The sequence below is a fragment of the Olleya sp. R77988 genome (genome assembly GCF_044594215.1).
Lineage (GTDB): Bacteria > Bacteroidota > Bacteroidia > Flavobacteriales > Flavobacteriaceae > Olleya.
Genome location: NZ_CP138988.1, coordinates 1,310,949 through 1,336,764 on the forward strand (window position 1 = coordinate 1,310,949; position 25,816 = coordinate 1,336,764).

Genomic DNA, 25,816 nt, shown 5'->3' on the forward strand with positions numbered 1-25,816 from the left:
GATAATAATTTTAAAGTTAGTTTTAATCCTGTACTGTCATGATAGTGCAGAATTGTTTTTTTTCCTTTAAAAAGTACATTCGTAATGTAATATTGAAAATACAAATGCTATGAAACTTACAATTCAAAAAAGAACACATCTCTTTTTAGCCATTATTCTAATGTGCGCCGTTTTTTACGCATGTTCAGATGATGAATTGGTGTTTGAATTCCCTGAAACTGAAACTCAGGACCCTATAGAAGTAGATCCCGATTATATTATAACCATTAATACGAGTGCTGTTGTAGGGCCAATGTATAACTTTTGGTCAACACGTCCAATGGTTAACCAAACACGATTTAACAATACCAATTTCACCAATAGTTTAGACAATATTAGTCCCTACGTTAAAAGTTATAATTTGGTAAGAGTGCTTGGAGGTAGAACTGATAATTTAAACACCTTTTATCAAGGAGTAGATGCTTCTGGAAATATCATAACCGATTTTAGTGGGTTAATAACGAGTATGAACAACTTTATGCTTACAGACTTTAAACCAAGGATTGTCTTAGATAATGTTCCATGGGCAATGAATGCGGTTCAAGAAGTTAATACCTATGGGAATACTAATCCTCCAGACGATTACGATATTTGGAGACAATATATTAATGACTTTTTGCAAACATTGATTGATGAGTTTGGTATGAATGAAGTAAAAACTTGGCGTTTTAGAGTTGCTACTGAGCCAAATTATTCGCCACAACATTGGAATGGTACTCCAGAAGAGTATTTTAAACACTACGATATTACGGTAGATGCAATCCTGCAAGTTATACCAGATGCCATTATAGGTTCAGGAAACAATCTAACCGAAAGTGTGTCAACATATACTACTGAAATCATCGACCACTGTGCAACAGGCACAAACTATGCGACTGGAGAAATTGGTACACAGATGGATTTTTTTCCTATTTCATATTACGAAAAGATTGACCAAAATACAGTGAAATTAGAAAATGATATACTAGAATACAGAGCAAAATTAAATAGCTATCCGCAGTTTAGTAATATACCTTTGGATATACATGAGTTTGGTATTTTACGAGATGAAAATGCGGTTAGAGGCTCAAGTTTAGCAGATGCTACAGAGTTTGGTGCAAGCTGGTATGCAAGAATTGCAGATTTAGCTTACCAGTACAGAATTAACGAAATCTACGATTGGGGACAAGAAGTTGAGGGGAGTAATTTACCTCAAGGTAGACGCAATGTAACCGAAATGTTTCTAAAGATGGAAGATGGAAACAGAGTAGAAGCTATTCATAATCTTAGCGGTCATGTAGGGGTTATACCAGTTGTTAAAAATGATAATATTTATGTATTGGTGTATAATCATAACACCACAAGAAACAGCACTAATAGTAGAGTTGTTTACCCTATAATTGAAGGCGGTCAGGTTTCTGGCACAAACAGTTGGAAAATGAATGAATCGAACCATAGATAAAACCCATGGTATTTTTATGCATCAACTCTATGACGATGTTCGAGCAGCTGGTGTAGCAGAAGACCTCAATGGTCGTATCTATGGTAATAGACCTTCTGATAGATTTGAAAATGGATGGCAAACAGTATTAAATGCTAACTTGTCGCAATATGAGAATTTGGCAGAATTGCCTAAAACCATTTCAGATTCTATTGTTCAAAAAAACGACGAAAAGTTAACTTTAGAAGTTAATTTAGAGCCTCATAGTGTTAAGTTAATTGAATTAATACCGCAATAAAAATTGTACTTATTTTACAGTATACAGTTAAAACTTAAATATAATCATCTAATAAATAATAACTAATTTAAGATTGGTGCAGGTTAGTGCAGGATACTTTATTAATTTTATATATATAAATTTATTGCTCAAACAGGTTGGTATTTTTGTTACTAACTAATTAATCAAAATTTATAAATTATGAAAAAAATTACTTTAAAAATTAGTACATTTTTATTATTTGCTATGTTTGCCCTTCAACTACAGGCTCAGACATGTCCTGAAGTATTTCTTACAGAAGAAGATGGAGGTCAAGGCGATGCTGTGTATAAACTTGCAACATGCGGTTTGACACCGGAACTTTATTTGACTATTAATGGTAGTTCGGGTGAGTTAGAGTGGGCTGCAGAAGCAACAGGAGCTCTTGAAGCGACACAAAATTGGGCTTTACAAGATCATGTAACGCCAAGTGGTTCAGGTTATATACAAATTACTGCAGATTTATCATCTCTTAATGCTGGATCTTGGACTATGATTGTAGATCAAACTACTTATGATGGAAGTGGTGCAGATCCTGAAGTTAGAATTAATGTTAGACCTGGTGATCCAATTGCTGACGCTGCTGATGCAAACTACGGTTATGACCAATTCCAAAGAAGAAGAGAGTCTGGATGGAGTGGACCTGGTAACAATGCATTATTCGCTAAACCACCAGGACAAGGAAACTTAAGATATAGTACTGTGCCATCTGCAGCAGGTGACCAAGTTCTGTTTCAAAGTGGAGGTACAATTCAAGAGATGCGTTGGATTTATGTTGAACCATTAGCATTAAGCACTGAAGAGTTTGATACAAGTTCTCTTTTTATTTCAAACCCAGTTAAAGATGAGTTATCAATAGAAGGTTTAAATCAAAGTATTAAGCAAATTTCTGTTTATGACTTACTTGGTAAAGAAGTAATTACAAGTAGTAATGTTGGAGACAATACATCTTCAACTAAATTAGATGTTAGCGCACTTACTAGTGGGATATACATTTTAAAGCTAGAAGGAGAAAATGGTGAGAGCTTTACCAAAAAAATAGTAAAAGAATAAGCATTATATATTTGATATAAAATGTTTTTTTAAGATCATCCCATCTTTTGTAATATAAAAGATGGGATGATTTGTTTTAAGAATAATTATTAAAAAGTAGTTACAATGCAAAGACTTGCCTTTAAAATGAAATTAAGGAAAGGACATAAAGAGATCTATAAAAAGCGTCATGATGAATTATGGCCAGAACTCAAAGCACTTTTAAAAGCTAATGGTGTTAGTGAGTATTCTATTTTTTTAGATGAAGAAACAAGTACTTTGTTTGCTTTTCAAAAAGTATCTGGACAAAGTGGGTCGCAAGATTTAGCTAGTAACGACATCGTAAAAAAATGGTGGGATTTTATGGCAGATATTATGGAGGTGAATACTGATAATTCACCAATTTCTGTTCCTTTAGAAGAACTGTTCTATATGGAATAGTTGCTATTTAACGATTTTACAGTAAAGAGCAGGACACTATAAATTGATTTTTAACTTATTTTTATTGTGTTGTAAAAAAGAAAAAAGTATGAATAAAATTACCTTTAGTATAAGATTATTAGTAAAAAACTTTTGCATCCTTTTTTCGCTATGTTTAGTTCAAATAAACTTTGCACAAGTAGTTCTAGAAAGTGAAGTAAAAATAACTGATTTTGGTTTACATTTTAATGGCAGTAAAGTTCCTAATACATCTTTAGATAATGGTAGTACAACCTCTTATGATTATGTTTTTGGGAACAAAATATCCGCACATGGTGATTGTATAAAGACCTACGGAGACTATGTTTTTATGACTTGGTATCGTGGAGGGAAAACAGATAGACATGTGATGCTGACCAGGTATAATACAGTAACTGGTACTATGGCTACCATAGAGTTTCCGCACATGCACACAGGTTTTCAGAATAAATGGTGGCTTGGCGAATCTCATAATACTATTGCAGTTGGAGTAAGCCCAATAAATGGTACCATTCATTTACTATACGATATGCATGCCTATAGTGCAACTAAACCTTCTGACGGAAGTTTAGCCAATGATTATTTTAGATATTCATATTCTATTGCAAATGCAGCCTCAGTTTCTGATGTAGAATTTACTTTAGATAAATTTGTTCAAAACGGAACAGGCGGATATAAACATTTAAAGTTAAATGGAAGTGCTCCACAAAGCGAATTTGATGGATTAACGTATCCAAAGTTTTTTTTAAACGATGCAGGAGATCTATTAATGAATATGAGAGAAGGTGGGCATACCAATGGTATGTATAAGTTTTCTAAATATGATGCCAACACATCAACTTGGTCTAATTTCACAGATTTTAATGCGTTAGGAGCGCAAAGTCAAACAGGTATTACTTATAATTGGGGACTATACGGCAGTATGAAGTATGTCAATGGTAAAATGCGTATCGGTTTTCAAAGACGATCTGCAAATAGTACGGATAAGTATCAATTACAAAACGGTGTATATTATGCCTATTCTGATGATCAAACAGGTGCATCTAATTGGAAAAGCCATGATGGTCAAAGTTTTAGCTTACCGCTTTACGATGCTGATTTTATAAAAATTATAGAGCCTGGAGATTATGTACAGACAACCCAAGTAGATCAAGTTTACATCGTACAAGGTTTTGACTGGACAGTTACTGATAATGGAGATGTGCATATTATTAGCCGCGTAAAGGATAATGAATTCAACGTTACCAAAAATTTACATACCTATAAGCCAGCAGGTGCAAGTGATTTTATAACGTCTGAAAATTTTGCAGGTGCAGATGCTATTTATACTGCTGGTGATGATGTATTTATTATTGGATTAAGTAACGGTAGAGTTAAAATTCAAAAAACGCAAGGTGGTACCAATAATTTTATCACAGTATATCAGGCTACAACTGGTAAAACGTTTGATCATGGTCAAGTACATATAGCAGACGGTAAATTGTACTATTATATGATGGAAAATGCATCTGGTAGTGCACAACCATTATACCTTCAAGTCATTGATTTGGACATTATACAAGATCCATTTTGGGTATCCTTAGCCTCACCCTTTGAAGGCGATACTTATGATTTAGGTCAAACTATTCAAGTTTCGGCTAATGCTTTGGATGAAAATGGAAGTGTTTCTAAAGTAGATTTTATGGTAAATGGAGTATATTATGATGAAGATATTACTCAGCCATATTCTATTAATTGGACACCTATTATAGTAGGAAGTCAAACAATCCAAGCTATAGCCTACAATGCACTTAATGAAACCGTTTCTTCTACAGTAATTACTGTTACTATTCAAGCTTATGATCCTACAGATTTAACTGGAGATATTTATCGAATTAAAAATTTTGTAACCGGAAAATATTTACATTCTGTTGGAGCAGATGTGGTTGAAAGTGATACTGATGTTAATGTTAGTCAAGGAGATAAAGAATGGGAATTTGTTCAAGCAGGAAATTATTATAATATCGAGAGTAAAAGACCAGATCGAGGTATTTTGAGATCAGCTGGTAATCCAGCAAATGATATTATTAATACTGGTTTTGCAGCACCTAGAGAAGATTCCGATAAACAATTTACAGTAATTTATAATAGTAGTGATGGTACATATCAATTTGAAACTCGAAACGGTTCAAATTATATATATCACAACGCAAACGGTATTATTGAACATATTGGGAGCACAGATGACAGATCTAAATGGATAGTGGAGTCTACAACATTAAGTACACCAGAGGTTGAAGACAATTCTTTTATGGCAAAGATTTTTCCAAATCCAGCGAAGAATGAGTTTACAATTCTACTCAATACAGCAACCAATGCCAATATTAAGATTTATAACATGCTTGGAAAAGTAGTTTATGAAGACACGATGACTTCTAATAGAATTGATATTAAGAATAATGGTCAATTTAAATCAGGATTATATCTAGTAAAAGTGATTGATGACAATCAAAGGACTTTTTACTCAAAACTTATTATTAGATAAATAATAAAAAGCATTTTTAGTAGACTTTTATAATTTAAAAAATAAAGACAGTACAGGATAGTTTTTTTTTGGAAATATTAAATTTTAGAACATCCTGTAAATTTTCAAACGAGACTTTAAAATATGTTTAAATATTTAAAATTCAAATACTTATTATACACTTTAAGCACATTCATATTTTTAAATGTTACTGCTTGCAAAGAGCAAAGTTCATTAGACAAAGCAATAGATTTAACCATTTCTGAAGGCTTTAAAAATCCTTTAGGATTTTATGATGCAACGCCAACATTGTCATGGAAATTGCCAGCTTCCGAGAATAACAAAAGTCAGTCTGCATATCAAATTGTGGCAGCCACTAGTAAATATTTATTGCCTAATAATGCCGATTTATGGGATTCTAAAAAACAAGACACTGACCAGTCAGTTTGGGTAAAATATGATGGTAAGGCGCTACAATCTCGCCAAAAAGTATATTGGCAAGTAAAATATTGGAATCAAGACAAAGAAGCATCAGAATGGAGTGATATTAATAATTTTGAGTTAGGCTTATTAACAAATAAAGACTGGCAAGCAAAATGGATTGGATTAGACACCAAAAAAGAAAAGGTAATTGGTAGTCAAGATAACATAATTCACAGACCACAATATTTAAGAAAAGATTTTGAGTTATCAAAAGACGTAGCATCAGCAAGATTAAACATAACAGCAAAAGGTGTTTTTGATGTTGCTATAAATGGAAAAGATGTAAGTGATGATGTTATGCCACCAGGATTTACACCTTATAAAAAACGTATTGAAACCATTACCTACGATGTTACTGAGTTCATAGAATCTGGACAAAACACCATTGGTGTTGAAGTTGCTTCAGGATGGCATTCTGGTCGTTTGGGTTGGATGAAATCATATTGGAGCGATACAGAAACTCCTAAAGTGATTTGCCAGTTAGAATTGCAGATGAAAGATGGCTCAAAAAAAATAATCAATTCAGATAATAGTTGGAAAGGAACTTCAAATGGACCAATTAGACTTTCAGAAATTTATGATGGCGAAACCTATGATGCCAATTTAGAAATGAATGGTTGGACAACCAAAACTTATAATGACAACACTTGGGCAAACGTTAATGAGTTTGATGTAGATAAAAACATACGTTTAGAGCCAAAACGTCATACTACAGTTAAAAATAAAATTGAATTAGCAACTAAAGAGATTATTAAAAAGGACGATGCTTTTATTTTCGATTTAAAACAAAATATGGTAGGTGTGCCTTTAATAAAAGTCCCAATGAGAAAAGGACAAACTTTAAAAATGAGATTTGCAGAAATGCTATCAGCAGACGGTTCATTTTACACTAAAAATTATAGAACTGCTCAGTCTACCAATTATTATACAGCTTCAAAAGATGGTGTAGTAGAATGGACTCCAAAGTTTACATTTCATGGGTTTCGTTATGTAGAATTAAGTGGTTTTGACACTTCTGTAGAGCCATCAAAAGATTGGGTTACTGGTGTTGTACAATATTCAGATTTTAAAGAAAATGGAACTTTTACATCGTCTCATGAAAAATTAAATCAGTTACAAAGCAATATAGTTTGGGGTTTACGAGGTAACTTTTTCGACATACCAACAGATTGTCCTCAACGTGATGAGCGAATGGGATGGACAGGTGATGCGCAGGTTTTTGGACCAACGTCTTTATTTAACGCATATGTATATAAGTTTTGGGCTAGTTGGTTACAAAGTGTTAGAGAATCGCAATATGAAAATGGAGGAATTCCTTGGGTAGTCCCAGATGTGCTTAACAATAAAAAAGTAAGTGCTGGTTGGGGAGATGCGTGTGCCATAATTCCTTGGGATATATATTATAGAACTGGCGACAAAAAAATTCTTGAAGAAAACTTTGAGACAATGAAAGGTTGGGTAGCGCATCATAAAGCAACATCAAAAGATTTAATTTCCTCAATGGGATTTTTTGCTGATTGGCTACAACCACTTCCTAAAAATGGCGATAATAGAGGAGATACAGCGCATAGTTTAATTGGAACCGCATTTTTTGCACACTCTGCTAAATTAACAGCACAAACAGCAGAAGTGCTCGGAAAGAAAGAAGAACAAGCTAAGTATGAGTTATTATTTAAATCTGTAGCTAATGCTTTTGAAACTCAATTTTTTGATAAAACAGGAAAGATAAAAGACGTTAAAGAAACGCAAACCTCATATTTATTAGCCTTAGCTTTCGATTTACTGTCTGAAGACAAAAAAGCAACTGCTAAAAAATATTTATTAGAAAAAATAGCGGAAGCCGAGAATCATTTAAGAACAGGTTTTTTAGGAACACCACTATTATCTCAAGTATTAGACGAAACAGGTGAGATAGATTTAATGTATCAATTGTTATTTAACGAAACCTATCCATCTTGGTTCTATTCCATAAATCAAGGTGCAACCACCATTTGGGAACGTTGGAATAGCTACAGCAAAGCAGAAGGTTTCAACCCGGAAAAAATGAACAGTTTAAATCATTATGCCTATGGTGCTATTGGAGAATGGATGTACGAGCGTATTGCAGGAATTGCACCTCTAGAAGCTGGTTATAAAACTATTAGAATTGCTCCTGTACCTAAACAACCTTTAACATCAGCTTCAGCAAGTTTAAATACACCATACGGAAAAGTGTCCTCATCTTGGGAGATTACGAATAAGGAGTTTCAGTTAGAAATAGTCATTCCACCAAATACGACAGCACAAGTCATTATTCCAGCGAATACTCAAAATGAGTTGATGCTAAATGGATTTGATTTTATAGATAATGATGATGTAAAATTGGTTGATAAAAATGAACAATCGTTCAAATTATTAGTGCAACCAGGGACTTATAGTTTTCAGTCTAAACTAAAATAAAGAATGCTAATCTTTTTGTCTAAGCAGAAATAGAACACATTAAAAAATGAAAAAAATAACGTCCCTATTCTTATTTGTGATGGTAGTAATACCTAGTCTTATTAATGGGCAGTCCTTAAAATTGAATAACCCAATTGTTGACGACAAAGTCATCTTTTTAGAAAATGATGGCATGGTTACAGTGGAAGCTGAGTATTTCAACAAACAGAGTCATTCAGATATCAGACAATGGTATATCACGGCAAAAGAAGCAATAACCAAAGTCGGGAGAGACGAAGACGCACCACATCATAAAGACGCAAGTAATAGTACTTATCTCGAAATATTACCAGATACGAGAGTTACGCATTCAGATAAGCTGGTTCAAGGAGAGAATTTCTCCACTGCACCTGGTAAAATGGGTGTTTTGCATTATAAGGTTAGATTTAATAATCCAGGTCGTTATTATGTTTGTGCCGAGCTTATAGTACAGGAAGCGAAGATAATGGTATACATGTTGGGTTAAATGACGAATGGCCAGAACATGGTCAACGTATGCAGTGGTGCGAAGGCAAAAAGCAATGGACTTGGGCAAGTAAACAACGCACAAAAGAAGCGCATTGTGGTGTACCGAAACAGATTTATTTAGATATAGAAAAAGCTGGCATACATGATATACAGTTTAGTATGCGCGAAGATGGTTTTGAGTTTGATAAGTTTATTCTAACAAAAGACAGCACTTATCTTCCAAAAGATGAAGGTCCAAAAGTTACAACTCTATGGCCTTTACGATCTTATTTTAAACAAGTTGGAGCTTCAAATATTGCAAATAAAACCTTACCCATTGATGATTTTCCAATCAAAGACACAGGCTTTTATAAACATGCTGGTGGAAAATGGCTAGGTATCAATCCAAATAAGCATAAAGAAGCTCAATCCACAACACCCTTTACGTTTAAAAGTGGAACTTATGATTTGGTATTTGTAGCTGTAGGTGAAAACGATGGGCAATCAGACTTTAAAATACTAATAAACAATAAACTCTTAGGCACCTATTCACCACCAATATCAAAGGATGTGTTTGAAGAAGGAGAAAATGGTAATGCCTTATGGGAAAATGTAAAGCTAAGACGAGGCGATCAAATTACAGTAACTGCTAAAATTGGAAGTGCAGATGGAAAAGAATGGGCACGAGGTCGTTGGTCTGGTATCGTTTTTACACCAATTGGTAAAGGTAAATCGGTTGAAGCCACACCATTTGCTTCACAATTACGTGTTTCTAAAAGTAAAGCACCAAATATTAGACCACCTTTAGGTCGTATTGCAGTGGTTGCAGATGGTAACTCTCCTGATCCAGATGATCTTGGCGGAACAGCACTGTCTATCGCCTTGTTAAGAGCAGCTGGACTCGAGAATAGACTGGTACATTATTCGCATAGTTGTGATTTGGTCCGCGTAAAAAGAATTTCAGAGCAAGCAGAAAAAGAACGCCATGCATTAATGCAAAGTGCCTGCGATGTCACTGCAAGACGTTGGGGAGGTTTTGATCAACTCACCTTTTTAGACGCTAAATGGCAGCAAGACGAAACCGTTAAAGATTTAGCCAAAGCTATTAACGAATCTTCTGCTCAAGACCCACTGTGGATTATAGAAGCAGGTGAACCTGATATTATTGGTTTTGCGCTCGAGGCTAGCAAAAAAAGGAAGCATAAATTTGTTAAAGTAATTACACACCATCCTGCTAACGATGATGCAGGTGACTTTTATACATGGCAACAGATATTGGATTTCGGAGTGGAAGAAGTCCGTATTCCAGACCAGAACATAAAACTGAAAGTAAATTTAAGTCAATGGGATTGGGCAAAGAACCATTCCGATCCAAGAATTCAATGGGTATGGTTGCAAGGAAAAATCGCTGAGGTTGATGATGTGGTCAAGTTTCAAAAAGGTAAATGGGATTGTTCTGATGCAGGCATGATCTTGTATTGGATTACAGGAGCCAATGTTAACGATGGATTAGAACAAGGTACTGTTGGAGATGTTAAAAACCTATTACTGAACTATATAAATAAAAAATAAGTATCATCCGTTTTAAGTTGAATTATGAAAAGAATTTTAGTACTCATTTTAAGTTTTGTTTTATTTATAAGTTGCAAATCGAATAAAGCAAAAAGTGAAGAAACAATAGATGAAGCCGAATCTGCTCAAAAACCAAACATAGTTTATATTCTTACAGATCAATGGCGAAGATCAGCTTTAGGTTATGCTGGTAATCCAGATGTAAAGACTCCAAATTTAGATGCTTTTGCAAAGGAAGCAGTGAATTTCACAAATGCAGTTTCAGTTACACCTGTTTGCACACCTCATAGAGCAGCTTTATTAACAGGAAAATTTCCAACCACAACAGGCATGTTTTTAAACGATCTTTATTTTCCTTCTGAAGAATTAACGATGGCTGAAATTTTTAAAGCTGAAGGTTATAGTACTGCGTATTGGGGAAAATGGCATTTAGATGGTCATGGAAGATCTACTTATATACCTAAAGAAAGAAGACAAGGTTTTGATTTTTGGAGAGCTTTAGAGTGCTCTCATAACTACACAAAAATGCCTTATTACGATAGTGAAAATCAAGAATTAAAGCATTGGAAAAAGTACTCGCCATTTGCAATTACTGAAGATGTAAATAGTTATTTAGAACAACATGCTAAAGATAAAAAGCCTTTTTTGGCAGTAATTTCAATTGCAACTCCACATTATCCGCATGGAAGTGCACCTAAGAAATATAAGGATATGTATCCACCAGAATCTTTAACTTTAAACCCTAATATTTCAGAGAATTTTAAAGAAAGAGCTCGAAAAGAATTACAAGGCTATTATGCACATGCTACTGCAACAGACAAGGCAATAGGAGATGTATTAGACAAAATAAAAGCATTGAATTTATTAGAAAACACGATAATTGTTTTCTCTTCAGATCATGGAGAAATGATGGGAGCACATGGCGTAAAGCCTTTTGTAAAACAGTTAGCATGGGATGAATCTATAAGAGTTCCTTTTTTAATTAGATACCCAGAAATAGAGACTAATAAAGAAAAAATAGTACATGCACCTATAACAACTCCAGATATTTTACCATCGTTGTTAGGCTTAACTAATATTAATATTCCAAAAGATATTGAAGGCGAAAACCTAGCAGAATTAATTAAAAATCCAGATCCAAATGTAGATAGAGCTGCTTTAGTAATGAATGTTGCTCCTTTTGGTGCTAATTTCAAAGATTCACCTTACAGAGGAATCAGAACAAAGCAATATACGTATGCAATAACTCCAGATGGACCAAGCATGTTTTATGACAATATAAAAGATCCATATCAACAAAATAATTTGTTAGGAAATCCTGAATTTGCAGTACTTCAAAAAGAATTAGATGTAAAATTACAACTACAACTTAAAAAAATTGGTGATGAAGTAAGACCTAGAGCGTATTATATGGAAAAATGGAATTATAAGTTTGATGATAAACGAAGAGCTATAAATTGGTGGAGTTGGAAGGATGGAAAAGGTTTGGTACAATCACCAAAGCCATTATAATTAAATCAATAAAACAATAAAATATAACATAATGAATAAAGTTATAGGATTACTTTTTACTGCTTTTTGTTTTTTAAGCTGTAGCACACAAAACAGCCAACCCAATGTTCTCGTTTTTTATATAGATGATTTAAGAGCAGAATTAGGTTGCTATGGCAGTGAAACTGCAATAACACCTCATATCGATGAATTAGCGAAAAATGGTGTAATGTTTAATAAAGCTTATGTACAGCAAGCCATTTGTGCACCTTCAAGAATGAGTACGTTGACAGGTTTACGTCCAGAAACTTTAGGCATTTATAGCATTTTTACACCATTGAGAAAAGTACATAAAGAGGTGGTATCTTTACCACAGTTGTTTAATAAAAACGGATACAAAACCATTAGCATAGGTAAGGTATATCATCATGGTAGAGATGATAAAAACGTATGGTCTACTTATTTTGAAAAAGAAAAAAATACGTATTTAAAGCCCGAAAATATAACATTAATGAAACGTCTAAAAGAAGAAGGTGTTAAACCATTAAAAGGACCTGCTTTTGAAAATGCTGATGTGCCAGATGAAGGTTATAAAGACGGACGCGCAGCTAATTATGCTATAGAGACCTTACATAAAGTTAAGGACGATAAATTTGTAATGATTGTGGGTTTAAGTAAACCACATTTACCATATAATGCACCAAAAAAATATTGGGATTTATATGATAAGAACGATTTTAAAATTCCGTTAAGAGACAAGCCTAAAGATAGGTATAGACTAGCTTTAGCGAAATGGGGCGAATTAAAAGGTTATTCAAATATTCCAAAAGAGGGAGATTTAAACGATGATTTAACACGAGACCTTATTCATGGCTATCATGCAAGTGTGAGTTACATTGATGCTCAAGTAGGTAAAGTAATGGAGACATTAGAAGATTTAGACTTAAGAAAAAATACCTTAATTATTTTTATGAGCGATCATGGTTATAAAATTGGAGAGTATGCCTCTTGGTGTAAGCAATCTAATATGGAAATAGACGCAAGAGTGCCTTTAATTATTAGTAGAGAAACAGCATGTAAAAATCGGGTTACAAATAAAACGTCTGATGCTTTGGTAGAAAATGTAGATATATTTCAAACGCTTGTGGAAATCTGTGATTTAAAATCAGCACCTGTATCTGATGGAAAGAGTATATTACCTGTACTAAAAAATCCAAAAACAAAATGGGATGCTGCTGCTTATAGTGTATATGCAAGAGGGAAAAAGATAATGGGTGTTACCACTACAGATGGAGAATGGCGATATACAGAATGGCGTAATTCTAACACGCACGAAATTTTAGGAGTAGAACTCTACGAGCACAAAAGCAGTTTGTTGTCTTACATAAACCTTTCAGGGCAACAGAAATACAAAAAAGTAGAAGACAGAATGCGACAACTTTTAGAAGATCAATTTCCAAGAGATAAACCGTTTTTACAAAATGATCAGCCCAGAAAATAAGGCACGTTAAAGCATGACACCACAGGATTATATTCAGGATTTTTAAAATTAAGTTTGGTTTACACGATTAAATCAGCTTAATGAATATAAAAAAGTCCTTTCTAATTCTATGTTTAAGTTTATGCTTTGGTCTTGGTTATGCTCAGCGTACGGTAACCAATTTCAATAATGATTGGCAGTTTATACTAGAAGATCATTCAGATTATTCTAAAGAAAATTTTAATGATTCATTATGGAAAAACTTAAACGTTCCTCATGATTGGTCTTTTGAAAAAGGCGTTAGAAAAGGAGGAGATCAAGGTCAAGGTGGTGGTTATCATGATGGAGGAATTGGTTGGTACAGAAAACAATTCAATAAAAAAAAGAAAGCCTTTCAAAAATAACCTACATCAATTTTGATGGAGTGTATATGAACAGCGAAGTTTGGGTAAATGGTAATTATTTAGGTAAAAGACCATATGGTTATATCAGTTTTAGATATGATATTTCAAAATATTTAAAAGAAGGAAAAAACACCATTGCTGTTAGAGTGGACAATAGTTTAGAACCTTCTGCACGTTGGTATCATCCTTGTGGAATTTATGCCCAAGTAAAATTAATAGAGGTACATCCAACACATTTTAAACCTAACAGTATTTTTATAAAAACACCTTTAATTACTGATGTAAAAGCAAGAGTTACTATTGATGCAGAAATCACAAAACTTAAAAAAGGATTGAAATATGATGTGCAACTTTTCTCTCCTTTAGGAAAACAACTCAGTAAAAATTGTAAAAAGTTAAAAACAACAACTCCAAATGTTGAATTAGAGGTTAAAAACCCAAAATTATGGAGTCCAGAAACGCCCAATGTTTACAAAGCAGTAACTCAAATTTTAGATGGTAAGAAAGTTATTGATGAAATAGAAACCACTTTTGGTTTCAAAACTGTTAAATGGGAAACCAAAACAGGTTTCTGGTTGAATGGAGAAAACATAAAACTAAAAGGCGTTTGCGAACATTGGGAAGGAGGTCCTGTTGGAGGTGCTTGGACAAAAGCTATGTTACGTTGGAAATTACAAAGTTTAAAAGACATGGGAATCAATGCTATTCGTCCTTCACACAATCCAACTCCACCAATGTTTTATGATATCTGTGATGAAATTGGTTTACTGGTTATGGATGAAATTTTTGATGGTTGGCACAAAAAAGCACCACAAGATTATGGAAAACAAGCATTTGATGAATGGTGGAAACGTGATGTAACAGAATGGATTACTAGAGACAGAAATCATCCAAGTATATTTGTGTGGAGTTTAGGAAACGAAACCCATAGCCCAATTGCATCAGAAATGGTGAAACTTGGTAAAAATTTAGATCCAACACGATTATTTACCTCTGGAGCTGGAAACCCAGAAGATATGGATATTACTGGTGTAAATGGAGGTTCAGAAACAAAATCGTTTATAGAAAGCAGATCATTTGACAAGCCATTTATTTCTACAGAAGCACCACACACTTGGCAAACTAGAGGCTATTACAGAACCCAGACTTGGTGGCGAGATAACGAATTACCAGGCACTTATGATTTGCCAAATTTAACAGAAAAAGAGGTTTTCTTCTACGAAGGCATCAATCCTAAAAATTGGAGAAATAGAAAGCAAAGTTTCAATTCATCTTATGATAATGCAACAGTAAGAGTGTCTGCAAGAAAATATTGGGAAGTTATGCGAGATCATCCTTGGCATAGTGGACACTTTCGTTGGACAGGTTTCGATTATTATGGAGAAGCAGGTTTGGTACATGGAGGTTTGCCTTTTAATTTATTTATGGGTGGAGCTTTGGATGTGGCTGGTTTCAAAAAAGATTTATTTTATTTCTATCAAAGTCAATGGACAACAGAACCAATGATTCATATGTTGCCTCATTGGTCGCATCCAAGAATGAAAAAAGGAACTGTAATTCCAGTTTGGGTCTATTCTAATGCAGATGAAATAGAACTGTTTTTAAACGGAAAATCATTAGGAAAAGATAAACCAGGAACCGTTTGGAACCAAATGCAATGCGAATGGATGGTGCCTTATGAAGAAGGGAAATTAGAAGCAGTGGCTTTTATTGATGGAAAAGTAGTAAAAAGAACATCATTTAGCACAAGCAAGCAACCATCAAAATTAAAAACTAGTATTCAAAAATTAGATGCAGAAGATAATTTTGAAGCTTCTTATATCATCACTTCAGAAAGTTTAGATGCAAACGACAATTTGTATCCTTATGGCGAAAATAAAATCTACTATAACATTCAAGGTGATGTGAATAAGATTTCTATGGAAAATGGAAATCCTATTGATCCTACAAGCAGAACAAAATCAGATTTTAGAGCCTTGTTTTTTGGTAAAACGAGATTGTTTTTAAGAGAACAACCCAATGCAAAAAAAGCATCCATAATTGCAGGTGCAATTTTGGGTGATAAAGCATTGTATACGTCAAATATAATTACGATTGATACAGAGCAGTTAAAGGTTTTAGGAAATTCAACTTTCAAAGATTTAGAAATTTTATATACCACTAATGGCGACAATCCTGAAATAAACGGTACAGTTTATAGAAGTGCTTTTGAAATTTCAGATAACACAACCGTAAAAGCCGTAGTTAAACAAAATGATAAGGTTGTTTTAAAAATGACTGAAACTTTTGGTGAAAATGAAGGCTTGTTTTGGGGAGACAAGCATTCAAAAGATATGTGGATTGGAAGAGGTGTAAATATTTCTGCTGAAGAAGGTGTTTTAAAAGGAAGTGCAACAGCAAGTAGAAAAGCGAGACGTTTTAAAGGAACTGGTTTTGTAGATTTTAAAAGTAAAGAAGGTTCTGTAGAATTTTATCAAGAAAACGATGGTGAAGCAGGAGATTACAGTATTCGTTTCAGGTATATGCACAACAATACAGGGAAATTACATCCAATGAAATTAATTGTTAATGATGAATATATAAGAACATTAGAATTTAAACCAACTGGAGGTTGGGAAAAATCTTGGAAGTTTGTACCAGCTATTATCAGATTAAAAGCAGGAGCAAATAGTATTAAATTAGAAACTACTGGTAAAAGCGCTCCTTTTATCGATGAGTTATTTATAGATTAAATTAAAAATATGATGACAGTTGTATATGTAATTGGGGTTTTATTAGTGTTGAATGTTTTGCTATTTAAGTTTAGTTGTAATAAAGATGAATAAAAAAACAATTAAACGAATGAAAACTATAAAAATTAAAATATTTGTTTGTAAAACTTTAGTGCTTTTACTTTTGTTAAGTATCTATAGTTGCGCTTGTACAAAAAAAAAGAATGAGAGAATTGGCGTGATAGAATATCAGGAATTGGAGGCTGAAAAGTCTCTTCTTAAAAGTCATGATAAAAAAGCTGTTATAGCCTATAATGAACTCATAAATCGTGCTGATAAATTATTAGATAGTGAGATGTTTTCAGTAGTGAATAAAACTGGCATGCCACCAAGCAAAGACAAACATGATTATATAAGTATAGGTCCTTATTGGTGGCCAAATCCAAATACTGATGATGGTTTACCATACATTAGAAAAGATGGTGAAATAAACCCTGAGGCAAGAAACAATTATACCGATTTTGTTGAGAATAAAAATTTTATAAGTGCCATTAAAGATCTGAAAAATGCCTATTATTTAAATAACAACTTGAACTATGGTAAAAGAGCCTTGGAATTAATCAACGTATGGTTCTTGAACCCTGAAACTATGATGAATCCTCATCTAAATTACGGACAATCTATACCTGGTAAAAATGACGGACGATGTTTTGGCATTATTGAATTTGATGGCCTAATAGAGGTTATAAAATTTTTAGAATTAGCTAAAGATAGGAACTTACTTAATAAAAAAACAGAAGTAGGTATGTTTAATTGGTTGTCTGAATACGCTAATTGGTTGCAAAACAGTAAACTTGGAATGGAAGAATCCACCAGAAAGAATAATCACGGTACACATTATGACGTGCAATTATTAAGCATTTTAGTTTACTTAAATAAAACGGAAGAAGTTGAAAATTATCTTTCCACTACAACAAAAGCAAGAATTTTTAGTCAAATAATGCCAGATGGAAGTCAGCCTTTAGAATTGAAAAGAACAAAATCATTTTCCTATTCAGTAATGAATTTACATGGGTTTTTAGAATTAGCACGTTTAGGGCAAAAAGTTGGTGTAAATCTTTGGGGAATGGAATCTAAAGATGGCAGAAGTATAAAAAAAGGTTATGAATACATGTTACCTTATATAATGAATGAAAAAGAATGGCAATACAAACAAATTAAAGATAAAAAACCTTCTGTAGAAAAGTTGATTTCAGATTTAAAAAAGGCTCAAAAACTTTTTAAAGAAGATGCTTTTGATGAAATAATACATCAGGTAAACCAAAAAAAAAATGAATCAAAAAAGAAAGTCAAAAGCGACTTTTTTTGGAAAAGACATACTATAGATAACACGTTAAGTGGTGCAGATGGCGTAAGACTCGAAGATGTTAATAATGATGGTTTATTAGATATTACTACAGGTTGGGAAGAAGGAGGGTTTACAAAAGTATATTTGCATCCAGGATATGAAAAATCAAAAGAAAAATGGTACTCAGTAATCGTTGGTAAAACACCTAATGTAGAAGACGCTGTTTTTGCCGATTTGGATAATAATGGCACTATAGACGTAATAAGTAGTACTGAAGGTAGAAACAATAAAATATATATCAATTGGGCACCTTCAAATAAAGATAACTATTTAGACAAATCTAAATGGAAAACTGATGTTATACCTGTATCAAAAGGGTTAACACAATGGATGTTTGCTATTCCTATACAAATGGATGGGAAGAATGGATTAGATATAGTCGTAGGTTCCAAAAATAAAAATGCTCAAATAGGGTGGTTTCAAGCACCCAAAAATCCAAGAAATGTATCAGATTGGAAATACCATTCTATAAGTTCAGCATCGTGGATAATGTCAATCATTTTAAGAGATATGGATGGTGATAATGACTTGGATATTGTTGTATCTGATAGAAATAAAGGCGATTTAAATGGTGTGCGCTGGTTAGAAAATCCTGGAAAATTAAGGTTGTTGAAAAAACCTTGGAAAAATCATTTTTTAGGAGCAGAAGATACTAGAGTGATGTTTATGGATTTGGCAGATTTAGATAATGATGGCTTAGAAGATGCAATTGTTACCGAATATACAAACCAAAACATTGTATTTCTAAAACGTTTAGACAACACAGGTTTAAACTGGAAACCTTTTACAATTGATATTCCTGAAATTACAGGAAGGGCAAAAGCTGTAAAAGTTGGCGATATTAACAATGATGGAAAATTAGACATTGTACATACGTCAAACACTTTTAAAAAAGAAGGAAAGTCAGGAGTTTATTGGTTGTCTTATAAAGACGTCCCAACAGAATCTGAATGGGAATGGCATAACATTAGTGGACCAGTAGGCATTAAATACGATAGAGTAGAATTAATTGATTTAGATGGTGATGGAGACTTAGATGTGTTAACATGCGAAGAAAACTACGGAGAAAATAACCAAGGTTTAGGTGTAATATGGTATGAAAATCCTCTAATTAATATAAAGAATTATTAATGAAAAAGTTAGCCATTTTAGTTGTTCTGTTTTTAAGTTTGGGTTGCAATTTATCTTCGGAAAAAGAAGCACAAACCGTAATCTTAGAGGACGGTTTTAAAAACCCACCAAACAAAGCAAAAGCAAGAACTTGGTGGCATTGGATTAGCGGAAACGTATCTAAATCTGGAATTACAAAAGATTTGGAAGCCATGAAATCCGTTGGCATTCAAGAAGCACAATTGTTTAATGTGCATTTAGGATTTCCAAAAGGTCCCGTAAAATATTTAAGTGAAGAATGGTTAGACATATTTAAATTTTCTGCGGAAGAAGCGAAGCGCTTAGATTTAGAATTGGCATTTCATAATAGTGCAGGTTGGTCTTCTAGTGGTGGACCTTGGGTAATGGAAGAAAATGCGATGCAAACTGTGGTTTTTAGTGAAGTTATTGTTCAAGGAAATCAACATTACAAAGCAAAATTACCAAAACCTGAGACTAAATTTGACTATTACAAAGACATTGCGGTTTTGGCATTTCCAAAACCAAAAACAACTAAAAAAATTGATGGATTAGATTATAAAATGTTATCAGAACGCATTCGAAATCATCTATTACCAGATATTAAAAACGTTTCAGAAACCTCAGTTGTTTCAAAAGAAACCGTAATCGATTTATCAGATAAGGTCTCTAGTAAAGGTTTTTTAGAATGGAATGTTCCAAAAGGAGAATGGGTTGTCTTAAGATTTGGACACACACCAATTGGAACTCAAAATCGACCTGCACCTGAAGGAGGTAGAGGATTAGAAGTGGATAAAATGAGCAAAATAGCTGTTGATGCTTATTGGAAAGGCGGAGTGCAGCCTATTATTGATAAGTTAGGAGATTTAATAGGAACCACTGTCAACAATTGTTTAATTGATAGCTACGAAGTAGAAACTACCAATTGGACATCTGGTTTTGAAAATCAGTTTAAAGATTTAAGAGGCTACGATATAACCTCATATTTACCAACCTTAGCAGGCTATTATGTAGAAAGTGGCGAAATTTCAGAACTCTTTTTATGGGATTTTAGAAGAACTATTGGCGATTTAATCGCAGAAAATTATTATGCACATTTCGCAGAGTTATGCCATAAAAACAACTTGAAATTTTCAGTAGAACCATATTGGGGACCTTTTGATAATATGCAAGTAGGTGCAACAGGAGACATTGTAATGTGTGAATTTTGGAGTGGAGGATATCCGTTTTTTGATTCAGCAAAATTTGTATCTTCTATTGCACATTTAAACGGAAGTGCTATTGTTGGTGCAGAAGCATTTACTGGAATTGGTGGTTGGGACAAACATCCAGCAAACATAAAATCAATTGGAGATCAAGCTTGGGCACAAGGAATTACACGTTTTATTTTTCATTCTTATGTACATCAACCTTGGGATGTGGCACCTGGTTTGGCATTAAGTTATCACGGATTTGATTTTAATAGAAATAATACTTGGTGGAGTCAAGGAAAAGAGTTTTTGGATTATATTGGGCGTTCTCAATTCTTATTGCAACAAGGTGAAAACGTAGCAGATGTGTTAGTCTTTACAGGAGAATCATCACCAAATACCGCATTTTTAAAACCTGAAATTAAACAAATGGGTTTTGATTATGATTTGGTTGGTGCCAATAAATTGAAAGACTTAACTGTTAAAAACGGAATAATTTACTCGTCTGTTGGAAACATGTATAAGATTTTGGTTTTGCCAGAATCTGATTTTATAAAACCAGAAACCTTAGAAAAAGTAAAAGAATTGGTTAATGGTGGTGCAATCGTCATTGGAAAAAAACCATCACAATCACCAAGTTTAACTGATTATCCAAATAATGATGAAGTTGTTAAAAGTTATGTAGATGAATTATGGGGAAAAGGTTTGATTAATGAGAGTTCAATTGAAGCAGTTTTAAGGAATCAAACACCAGATTTTAACCTAGAAAGTACAGATAAAACAAATCTAAGTTTCATCCATAGAAAAACTGATGATGCAGATATTTATTTTATCGCCAATGCTAGAAAAGAAGCAAGAGATATTGTAGCGCGTTTTAGAGTTTCAGGAAAACAACCCGAAATTTGGAATTCGGAAACAGGTGAAATAAAAGATGTGGTGGTCTTCAAAGAAAATGCAGGTGGAACAACAACAATTCCTTTGCAATTAGCTATGGAAGAATCGATTTTTATGGTTTTTAAAAAGCCTATAAAAGCAAACCATTTAACATCGGTTAAAATGGAATTGGAACAACCAAAATCGGAACCGATTTCTAACTTAGAAATTGTAAAAGCAGAATACGGAACGTTTCTGCAAAAAGGCTTAGTTGATATTACAGATAAAGTAAATAGTGATATAAAAGATGGCAAATTAGACTTTATAATGTCTAGAGCATTTTGCGATTGTGATCCTGCAATGGGTTATAAGAAAGAGTTTAGAATGGAATACCAAATAGGAGAATCTATTCATCAAATTTATGCAGAAGAACGTGAGCATATAAATATTGATGCTGAAGGTAAAACTTTAAAGGTGTTAAAAGCGGTTTTCGGCAAGTTTAAAACAGAAACAAAAGGCATTCCTGAAAATTATAAAACCTATGATGTTACTGATAAAATTAAGGAATTAGTTTCAAACAATAAATTTGATATTTTGATTTCTGATAAATTAATAAATAATCAGATGCCAGAAGGAAATAAAACTACCTTAAAAATTACCTATAAAACTGATGGTGAAAAACGCACCATGTTTATTCCTAAAGAGCAAGTTTTAAAGCTATCAAAAGACATATCAAAACCGAAGTTGGTTTATACTGATGATATTATCAAATGGATAACACCAAATACAGGTAAATTTACATTCACAAATGTATCTGGAGAAACAAAAACGCTGGAAGTAAACTCAATTCCAGAACCTATTGATTTATCAAGTTCTTGGCAGGTTAATTTTCCTTTAAACTCAAATAAAAATATAAGCGAAACATTTAATAATTTAATTTCTTGGTCAAATCATAAAAACAAAAACATTCAACACTTTTCTGGAACAGCAACTTATACAAAAGAATTTGTTTTGTCTGATGAGATATTACAAACTGACAACAGTTTAGAGTTAGATTTAGGAAGCGTTTCTGTAATTGCAGAAGTTTTTGTGAATGGTAAAAACGTTGCGACTTTATGGAAAGCACCTCTCAGAATATATATTGATGATTTTGTTGTGAATGGTAAAAATACATTAGAAGTAAAAGTGACTAACCTTTGGCCAAACAGACTAATTGGTGATGAAAGCTTTTCTCTAGATTTTGAGCGAAAAGGAAATAAACTTAAAAAGTTGCCAGATTGGTTGTTAACGAACACAAAACGACTATCAAAACGAACCACATTCTCATCTTGGAAACATTGGGATAAAAATGATGAATTATTAACCTCAGGTCTTTTAGGTCCTGTTAAACTAAGGGTTTCTAAAATAATACCGATAAAATAATGATTAAAAAAGGACTAGTTTTCAAGTTATGTTTTTGCTTTTTGACATTTGGATGTCAGTCCAATAAAAAAGTAACTTCAAAAGAAGAAAGTAAAGATGCAATTGTAGATTATTTTGCAGATAATGGCTTTGGAAATACAGTTGCTATTGTGCAACATCCAGCAGGAGTCTATCACAAAGGTATCACTTATGTTGCGTATCAAGGTCCTCTTGAAGACCCTTATGTGGCTTCATATAATCATACAACAAAAGAATGGAAAGGACCATATAAAGCAGGTGTAAGCGAAATGGGAAAAGACCCAAATCGTAAAAAGAAAATCGATAATCACGGTAAACCTGCATTGCTTATTGATGATGCAGACTATATCCATATTGCTTTTGGAGGTCATGGAGGCATGCGTAAACATGGCGAAAATCCTTTAGGGAATTATAGTTACGGAAAAAACCTGCATGCGGTTTCTAAAAAACCTTTAGATATTTCTGCATGGGAAACGCTGGATAACGTTTCATTGTTTGGTACTTACAGTCAGTTTGTAAAAATGGAAAATGGAGATATATATCTATTTTATCGTCATGGAGCACACAGAAGCGATTGGGTCTACCAGAAATCAACAGATAATGGTGTAACTTTTGGAGTGCCAGTTTCCTTTTTAAAACACAAACGAAGAACAAATATTGAAGCCGAAGACTCTTGGTATCCTTGGGTTAGCAAAGGTAATAGAGATGATATAATTGTGGCTTTCGACTATCATATTTGTAGAGATAATAACAACTCTCAAGATGCACGAGGACACATACCAGAAAGACATAATGTGTATTATATGGTTTTTGATACCAAAACAGAACAATGGAAAAATGTTAAAAATGAACCATTAGAAATGCCTTTAACCAAAGAAATGGCAGACGAAAAAACGTTGGTAAAGAAAATACCTAATGATTGGACGTTTCAAGGGATTGCTGATGTAGACCCAAATGGAAATCCACAGGTATGTATGTTGGTTGGTCCAGATATTGGAGCAAGAAGAAGTGGGCCAAAACGCCTACAACATTTTAGGTGGAATGGAAATGAGTGGTTGCAAAGCAATAATACTAATCTTCCTAGAGGAAATGGTGATTTAGAGGTGAAATCGTTCACAGAAGTTAGTATCTATTTAGAAAGTGAAACCAAAAATGATGTAGGAGAAGTTAGTAGATGGGATAGTTTTGATGGTGGTGACACTTTTAAAAAATCACAAGTTTTTTTACAAAGAGAAAATTCTGGTTTTGTCATATCTAGTCTTATAGATAATCCACATCCAGATGCAAGAATTATTGTAGGAGAAAAAGAAGAAGGTTCAGATTATAGAAAAATGTATTTGTTGGGTGATAATGGACCTATTAAGCGGTCTATAAAAGAAGCTCAAGTTTTAAAGAATTAAAGCGTATTATGAAGCACACACAATTAATAGTATTAGTAGCATTGGTTTCTTTTTTTTCATGTAAGAATGAAAATAAAAAAGACCTAAAAGTAGACAACGCTAAGCCTAATTTTTTATTTATTGCGGTTGATGATTTAAATAATTGGATAAGTCCCATTGATAATTTTTCAAATGTAAAAACACCTAATTTTGAAAGGCTTGCAAAAGCGGGAGTTACTTTTACAAATGCGCATGTGCAAGCACCATTATGTGGCCCGTCAAGAGCATCTTTAATGACAGGTTTACGTCCTTCAACAACTGGTATTTATGGCATGACGCCTGATAATAAAATCAGAAGACCGGGAAACCCAGCTACAAAAGACATCACATTTTTACCAGAATATTTTGAGCAAAATGGATATCATACTATGGGAATTGGGAAGTTATTTCATATCCATGCTCCTGATAGCGTTTTTAATGAATCTGGCGGACGTGTAAAAGGCTTTGGACCTTATCCAGAAAAACGTTTTGTTTGGGATGGTTTCGGAAAAGGCATCAAAGGAACACATGGAAGGACAAGTACAGATTGGGGTGCTTTTCCAGAGAACGATACCTTAATGCCAGATCATCAATCTGTAAATTGGGTGTTAGAACGTTTGCATAGAAAATATGAGAAACCATTTTTTATGGGATTAGGTTTTTTGCGTGTGCATGTGCCTTTGTACGTTCCTCAAAAATGGTTCGATTTATATCCTTTGGAAGAGATTCAAACACCACCTTATAAGTCAGACGATTTAAACGATATTCCACCAGTAGGCATGCAGATTAATGTTTTGCCAATGATGCCATCAACAGAATGGGCTAAAGAAAGTGGCGAATGGAAGAAAATTGTACAAGCTTATTTGGCTTGTATCAGTTATGTAGATAACGAGTTGGGTAGAGTTTTAGATGCTTTAGAAAGTAGTAAATATGTAGATAATACTGTAATTGTTTTGTGGTCTGATCATGGCTACAGATTAGGAGAAAAAGGTACATTTGCAAAACATGCACTTTGGGAAACTGCAACTAAAGCACCTTTACTATTTGCGGGTCCTAATTTACCTAAAGCTAAAAAGATTCATGCTCCTGTAGAAATGTTGTCTATCTATCCTACATTGTTGGAATTAAGTGGTTTGCCAGCCTATAAAAGAAACGAAGGCAAGAGTTTGGTGGCTATGATGCAAAATGATGAAGGTGTTAATGAGGCTAAAGCGATTACAACTTTTGGAATGAATAACCATGCTATTAAGGTTGATGGTTATAGGTATATAAGATACGAAGACGGAAAAGAGGAGTTTTACAAACATAGTGAAGACCCAAATGAATGGCATAATGAAGCTGATAATCCAAAATACAAAGAACAAATTAAATTGATGAAAAAATACTTGCCTAAGGTAAACTCAAAATGGGACTCAGAATCTAACTATACGTTTCAGCGTTATTTTGTTGAGCAAAAGAAACGCGTCAATGGACAATAAAAGGATAAAAACGAAGTCCATGACATAACAGGATAGATATTTTATT

The 25,816-nt window shown here is 33.5% G+C and carries 16 protein-coding genes; all 16 read left to right on the plus strand.

Annotated elements, in window-relative coordinates:
* Window positions 1–109: 109 nt before the first annotated feature.
* The 16 genes from SJY17_RS05885 to SJY17_RS05960 all read left to right on the plus strand — a co-directional run bounded on the left by SJY17_RS05885 (window position 110) and on the right by SJY17_RS05960 (window position 25,770).
* Window positions 110–1,480 carry a hypothetical protein gene (locus SJY17_RS05885; protein ID WP_397364564.1) on the plus strand — a complete coding sequence of 457 codons (1,371 nt, stop codon included), beginning with the start codon at window positions 110–112 and terminating at the stop codon, window positions 1,478–1,480.
* Window positions 1,461–1,757 (plus strand): hypothetical protein, encoded by a 297-nt coding sequence (locus SJY17_RS05890; RefSeq protein WP_397364565.1) that lies wholly within the window; start codon window positions 1,461–1,463, stop codon window positions 1,755–1,757. The genes SJY17_RS05885 and SJY17_RS05890 overlap by 20 nt, the downstream gene beginning before the upstream one ends.
* Window positions 1,758–1,937: 180 nt before the next feature.
* Window positions 1,938–2,828, plus strand: coding sequence for a T9SS type A sorting domain-containing protein (locus SJY17_RS05895; RefSeq protein ID WP_397364566.1), 891 nt, complete (start codon window positions 1,938–1,940; stop codon window positions 2,826–2,828).
* Window positions 2,829–2,933: 105 nt separating this feature from the next.
* Window positions 2,934–3,248 (plus strand): L-rhamnose mutarotase, encoded by a 315-nt coding sequence (rhaM, locus tag SJY17_RS05900; RefSeq protein ID WP_397364567.1) that lies wholly within the window; start codon window positions 2,934–2,936, stop codon window positions 3,246–3,248.
* 88 nt (window positions 3,249–3,336) lie between these two features.
* Window positions 3,337–5,790, plus strand: coding sequence for a BNR-4 repeat-containing protein (locus SJY17_RS05905; RefSeq protein ID WP_397364568.1), 2,454 nt, complete (start codon window positions 3,337–3,339; stop codon window positions 5,788–5,790).
* Window positions 5,791–5,913: 123 nt separating this feature from the next.
* The gene (locus SJY17_RS05910; protein ID WP_397364569.1) at window positions 5,914–8,691 is read left to right on the plus strand and encodes a family 78 glycoside hydrolase catalytic domain; all 2,778 of its coding nucleotides are present in this window, start codon (window positions 5,914–5,916) and stop codon (window positions 8,689–8,691) included.
* Between the two features lie 46 nt (window positions 8,692–8,737).
* Entirely contained in the window at window positions 8,738–9,196 is a 459-nt protein-coding gene (locus tag SJY17_RS05915) for a hypothetical protein (protein ID WP_397364570.1), read from the plus strand.
* Window positions 9,142–10,749: a hypothetical protein gene (locus SJY17_RS05920; protein ID WP_397364571.1), complete on the plus strand. Its 1,608-nt coding sequence runs from the start codon at window positions 9,142–9,144 to the stop codon at window positions 10,747–10,749. The genes SJY17_RS05915 and SJY17_RS05920 overlap by 55 nt, the downstream gene beginning before the upstream one ends.
* A 24-nt stretch (window positions 10,750–10,773) precedes the next feature.
* Window positions 10,774–12,261, plus strand: a complete 1,488-nt coding sequence (locus SJY17_RS05925) for a sulfatase (RefSeq protein ID WP_397364572.1) — start codon at window positions 10,774–10,776, stop codon at window positions 12,259–12,261.
* A gap of 31 nt (window positions 12,262–12,292) precedes the next feature.
* A complete protein-coding gene (locus SJY17_RS05930; protein ID WP_397364573.1) occupies window positions 12,293–13,741 on the plus strand; it encodes a sulfatase in 1,449 nt (482 codons plus the stop codon).
* Window positions 13,742–13,821: 80 nt separating this feature from the next.
* Window positions 13,822–14,124 (plus strand): hypothetical protein, encoded by a 303-nt coding sequence (locus SJY17_RS05935; RefSeq protein ID WP_397364574.1) that lies wholly within the window; start codon window positions 13,822–13,824, stop codon window positions 14,122–14,124.
* Between the two features lie 26 nt (window positions 14,125–14,150).
* Window positions 14,151–16,856 carry a glycoside hydrolase family 2 TIM barrel-domain containing protein gene (locus SJY17_RS05940; RefSeq protein ID WP_397364575.1) on the plus strand — a complete coding sequence of 902 codons (2,706 nt, stop codon included), beginning with the start codon at window positions 14,151–14,153 and terminating at the stop codon, window positions 16,854–16,856.
* Between the two features lie 217 nt (window positions 16,857–17,073).
* Entirely contained in the window at window positions 17,074–19,374 is a 2,301-nt protein-coding gene (locus SJY17_RS05945) for an alginate lyase family protein (protein WP_397364576.1), read from the plus strand.
* On the plus strand, window positions 19,374–22,856 hold the full coding sequence (locus SJY17_RS05950; protein WP_397364577.1) for a glycosyl hydrolase: 3,483 nt from the start codon (window positions 19,374–19,376) through the stop codon (window positions 22,854–22,856). Before SJY17_RS05945 ends, SJY17_RS05950 begins: the two co-directional genes overlap by 1 nt.
* Window positions 22,856–24,274, plus strand: a complete 1,419-nt coding sequence (locus tag SJY17_RS05955; protein ID WP_397364578.1) for a BNR-4 repeat-containing protein — start codon at window positions 22,856–22,858, stop codon at window positions 24,272–24,274. The genes SJY17_RS05950 and SJY17_RS05955 overlap by 1 nt, the downstream gene beginning before the upstream one ends.
* Before the next feature lie 8 nt (window positions 24,275–24,282).
* A complete protein-coding gene (locus SJY17_RS05960; protein WP_397364579.1) occupies window positions 24,283–25,770 on the plus strand; it encodes a sulfatase in 1,488 nt (495 codons plus the stop codon).
* The last annotated feature ends 46 nt before the right edge of the window (window positions 25,771–25,816 follow it).

Bases quoted from the DNA above. Each gene is read 5' to 3' on its own strand.
- SJY17_RS05885 (WP_397364564.1), top strand. From the start codon at position 110: ATGAAACTTACAATTCAAAAAAGAACACATCTCTTTTTAGCCATTATT.
- SJY17_RS05890 (WP_397364565.1), top strand. From the start codon at position 1,461: ATGAATCGAACCATAGATAAAACCCATGGTATTTTTATGCATCAACTC.
- SJY17_RS05895 (WP_397364566.1), top strand. From the start codon at position 1,938: ATGAAAAAAATTACTTTAAAAATTAGTACATTTTTATTATTTGCTATG.
- rhaM (WP_397364567.1), top strand. From the start codon at position 2,934: ATGCAAAGACTTGCCTTTAAAATGAAATTAAGGAAAGGACATAAAGAG.
- SJY17_RS05905 (WP_397364568.1), top strand. From the start codon at position 3,337: ATGAATAAAATTACCTTTAGTATAAGATTATTAGTAAAAAACTTTTGC.
- SJY17_RS05910 (WP_397364569.1), top strand. From the start codon at position 5,914: ATGTTTAAATATTTAAAATTCAAATACTTATTATACACTTTAAGCACA.
- SJY17_RS05915 (WP_397364570.1), top strand. From the start codon at position 8,738: ATGAAAAAAATAACGTCCCTATTCTTATTTGTGATGGTAGTAATACCT.
- SJY17_RS05925 (WP_397364572.1), top strand. From the start codon at position 10,774: ATGAAAAGAATTTTAGTACTCATTTTAAGTTTTGTTTTATTTATAAGT.
- SJY17_RS05930 (WP_397364573.1), top strand. From the start codon at position 12,293: ATGAATAAAGTTATAGGATTACTTTTTACTGCTTTTTGTTTTTTAAGC.
- SJY17_RS05935 (WP_397364574.1), top strand. From the start codon at position 13,822: ATGAATATAAAAAAGTCCTTTCTAATTCTATGTTTAAGTTTATGCTTT.
- SJY17_RS05940 (WP_397364575.1), top strand. From the start codon at position 14,151: ATGAACAGCGAAGTTTGGGTAAATGGTAATTATTTAGGTAAAAGACCA.
- SJY17_RS05950 (WP_397364577.1), top strand. From the start codon at position 19,374: ATGAAAAAGTTAGCCATTTTAGTTGTTCTGTTTTTAAGTTTGGGTTGC.
- SJY17_RS05955 (WP_397364578.1), top strand. From the start codon at position 22,856: ATGATTAAAAAAGGACTAGTTTTCAAGTTATGTTTTTGCTTTTTGACA.
- SJY17_RS05960 (WP_397364579.1), top strand. From the start codon at position 24,283: ATGAAGCACACACAATTAATAGTATTAGTAGCATTGGTTTCTTTTTTT.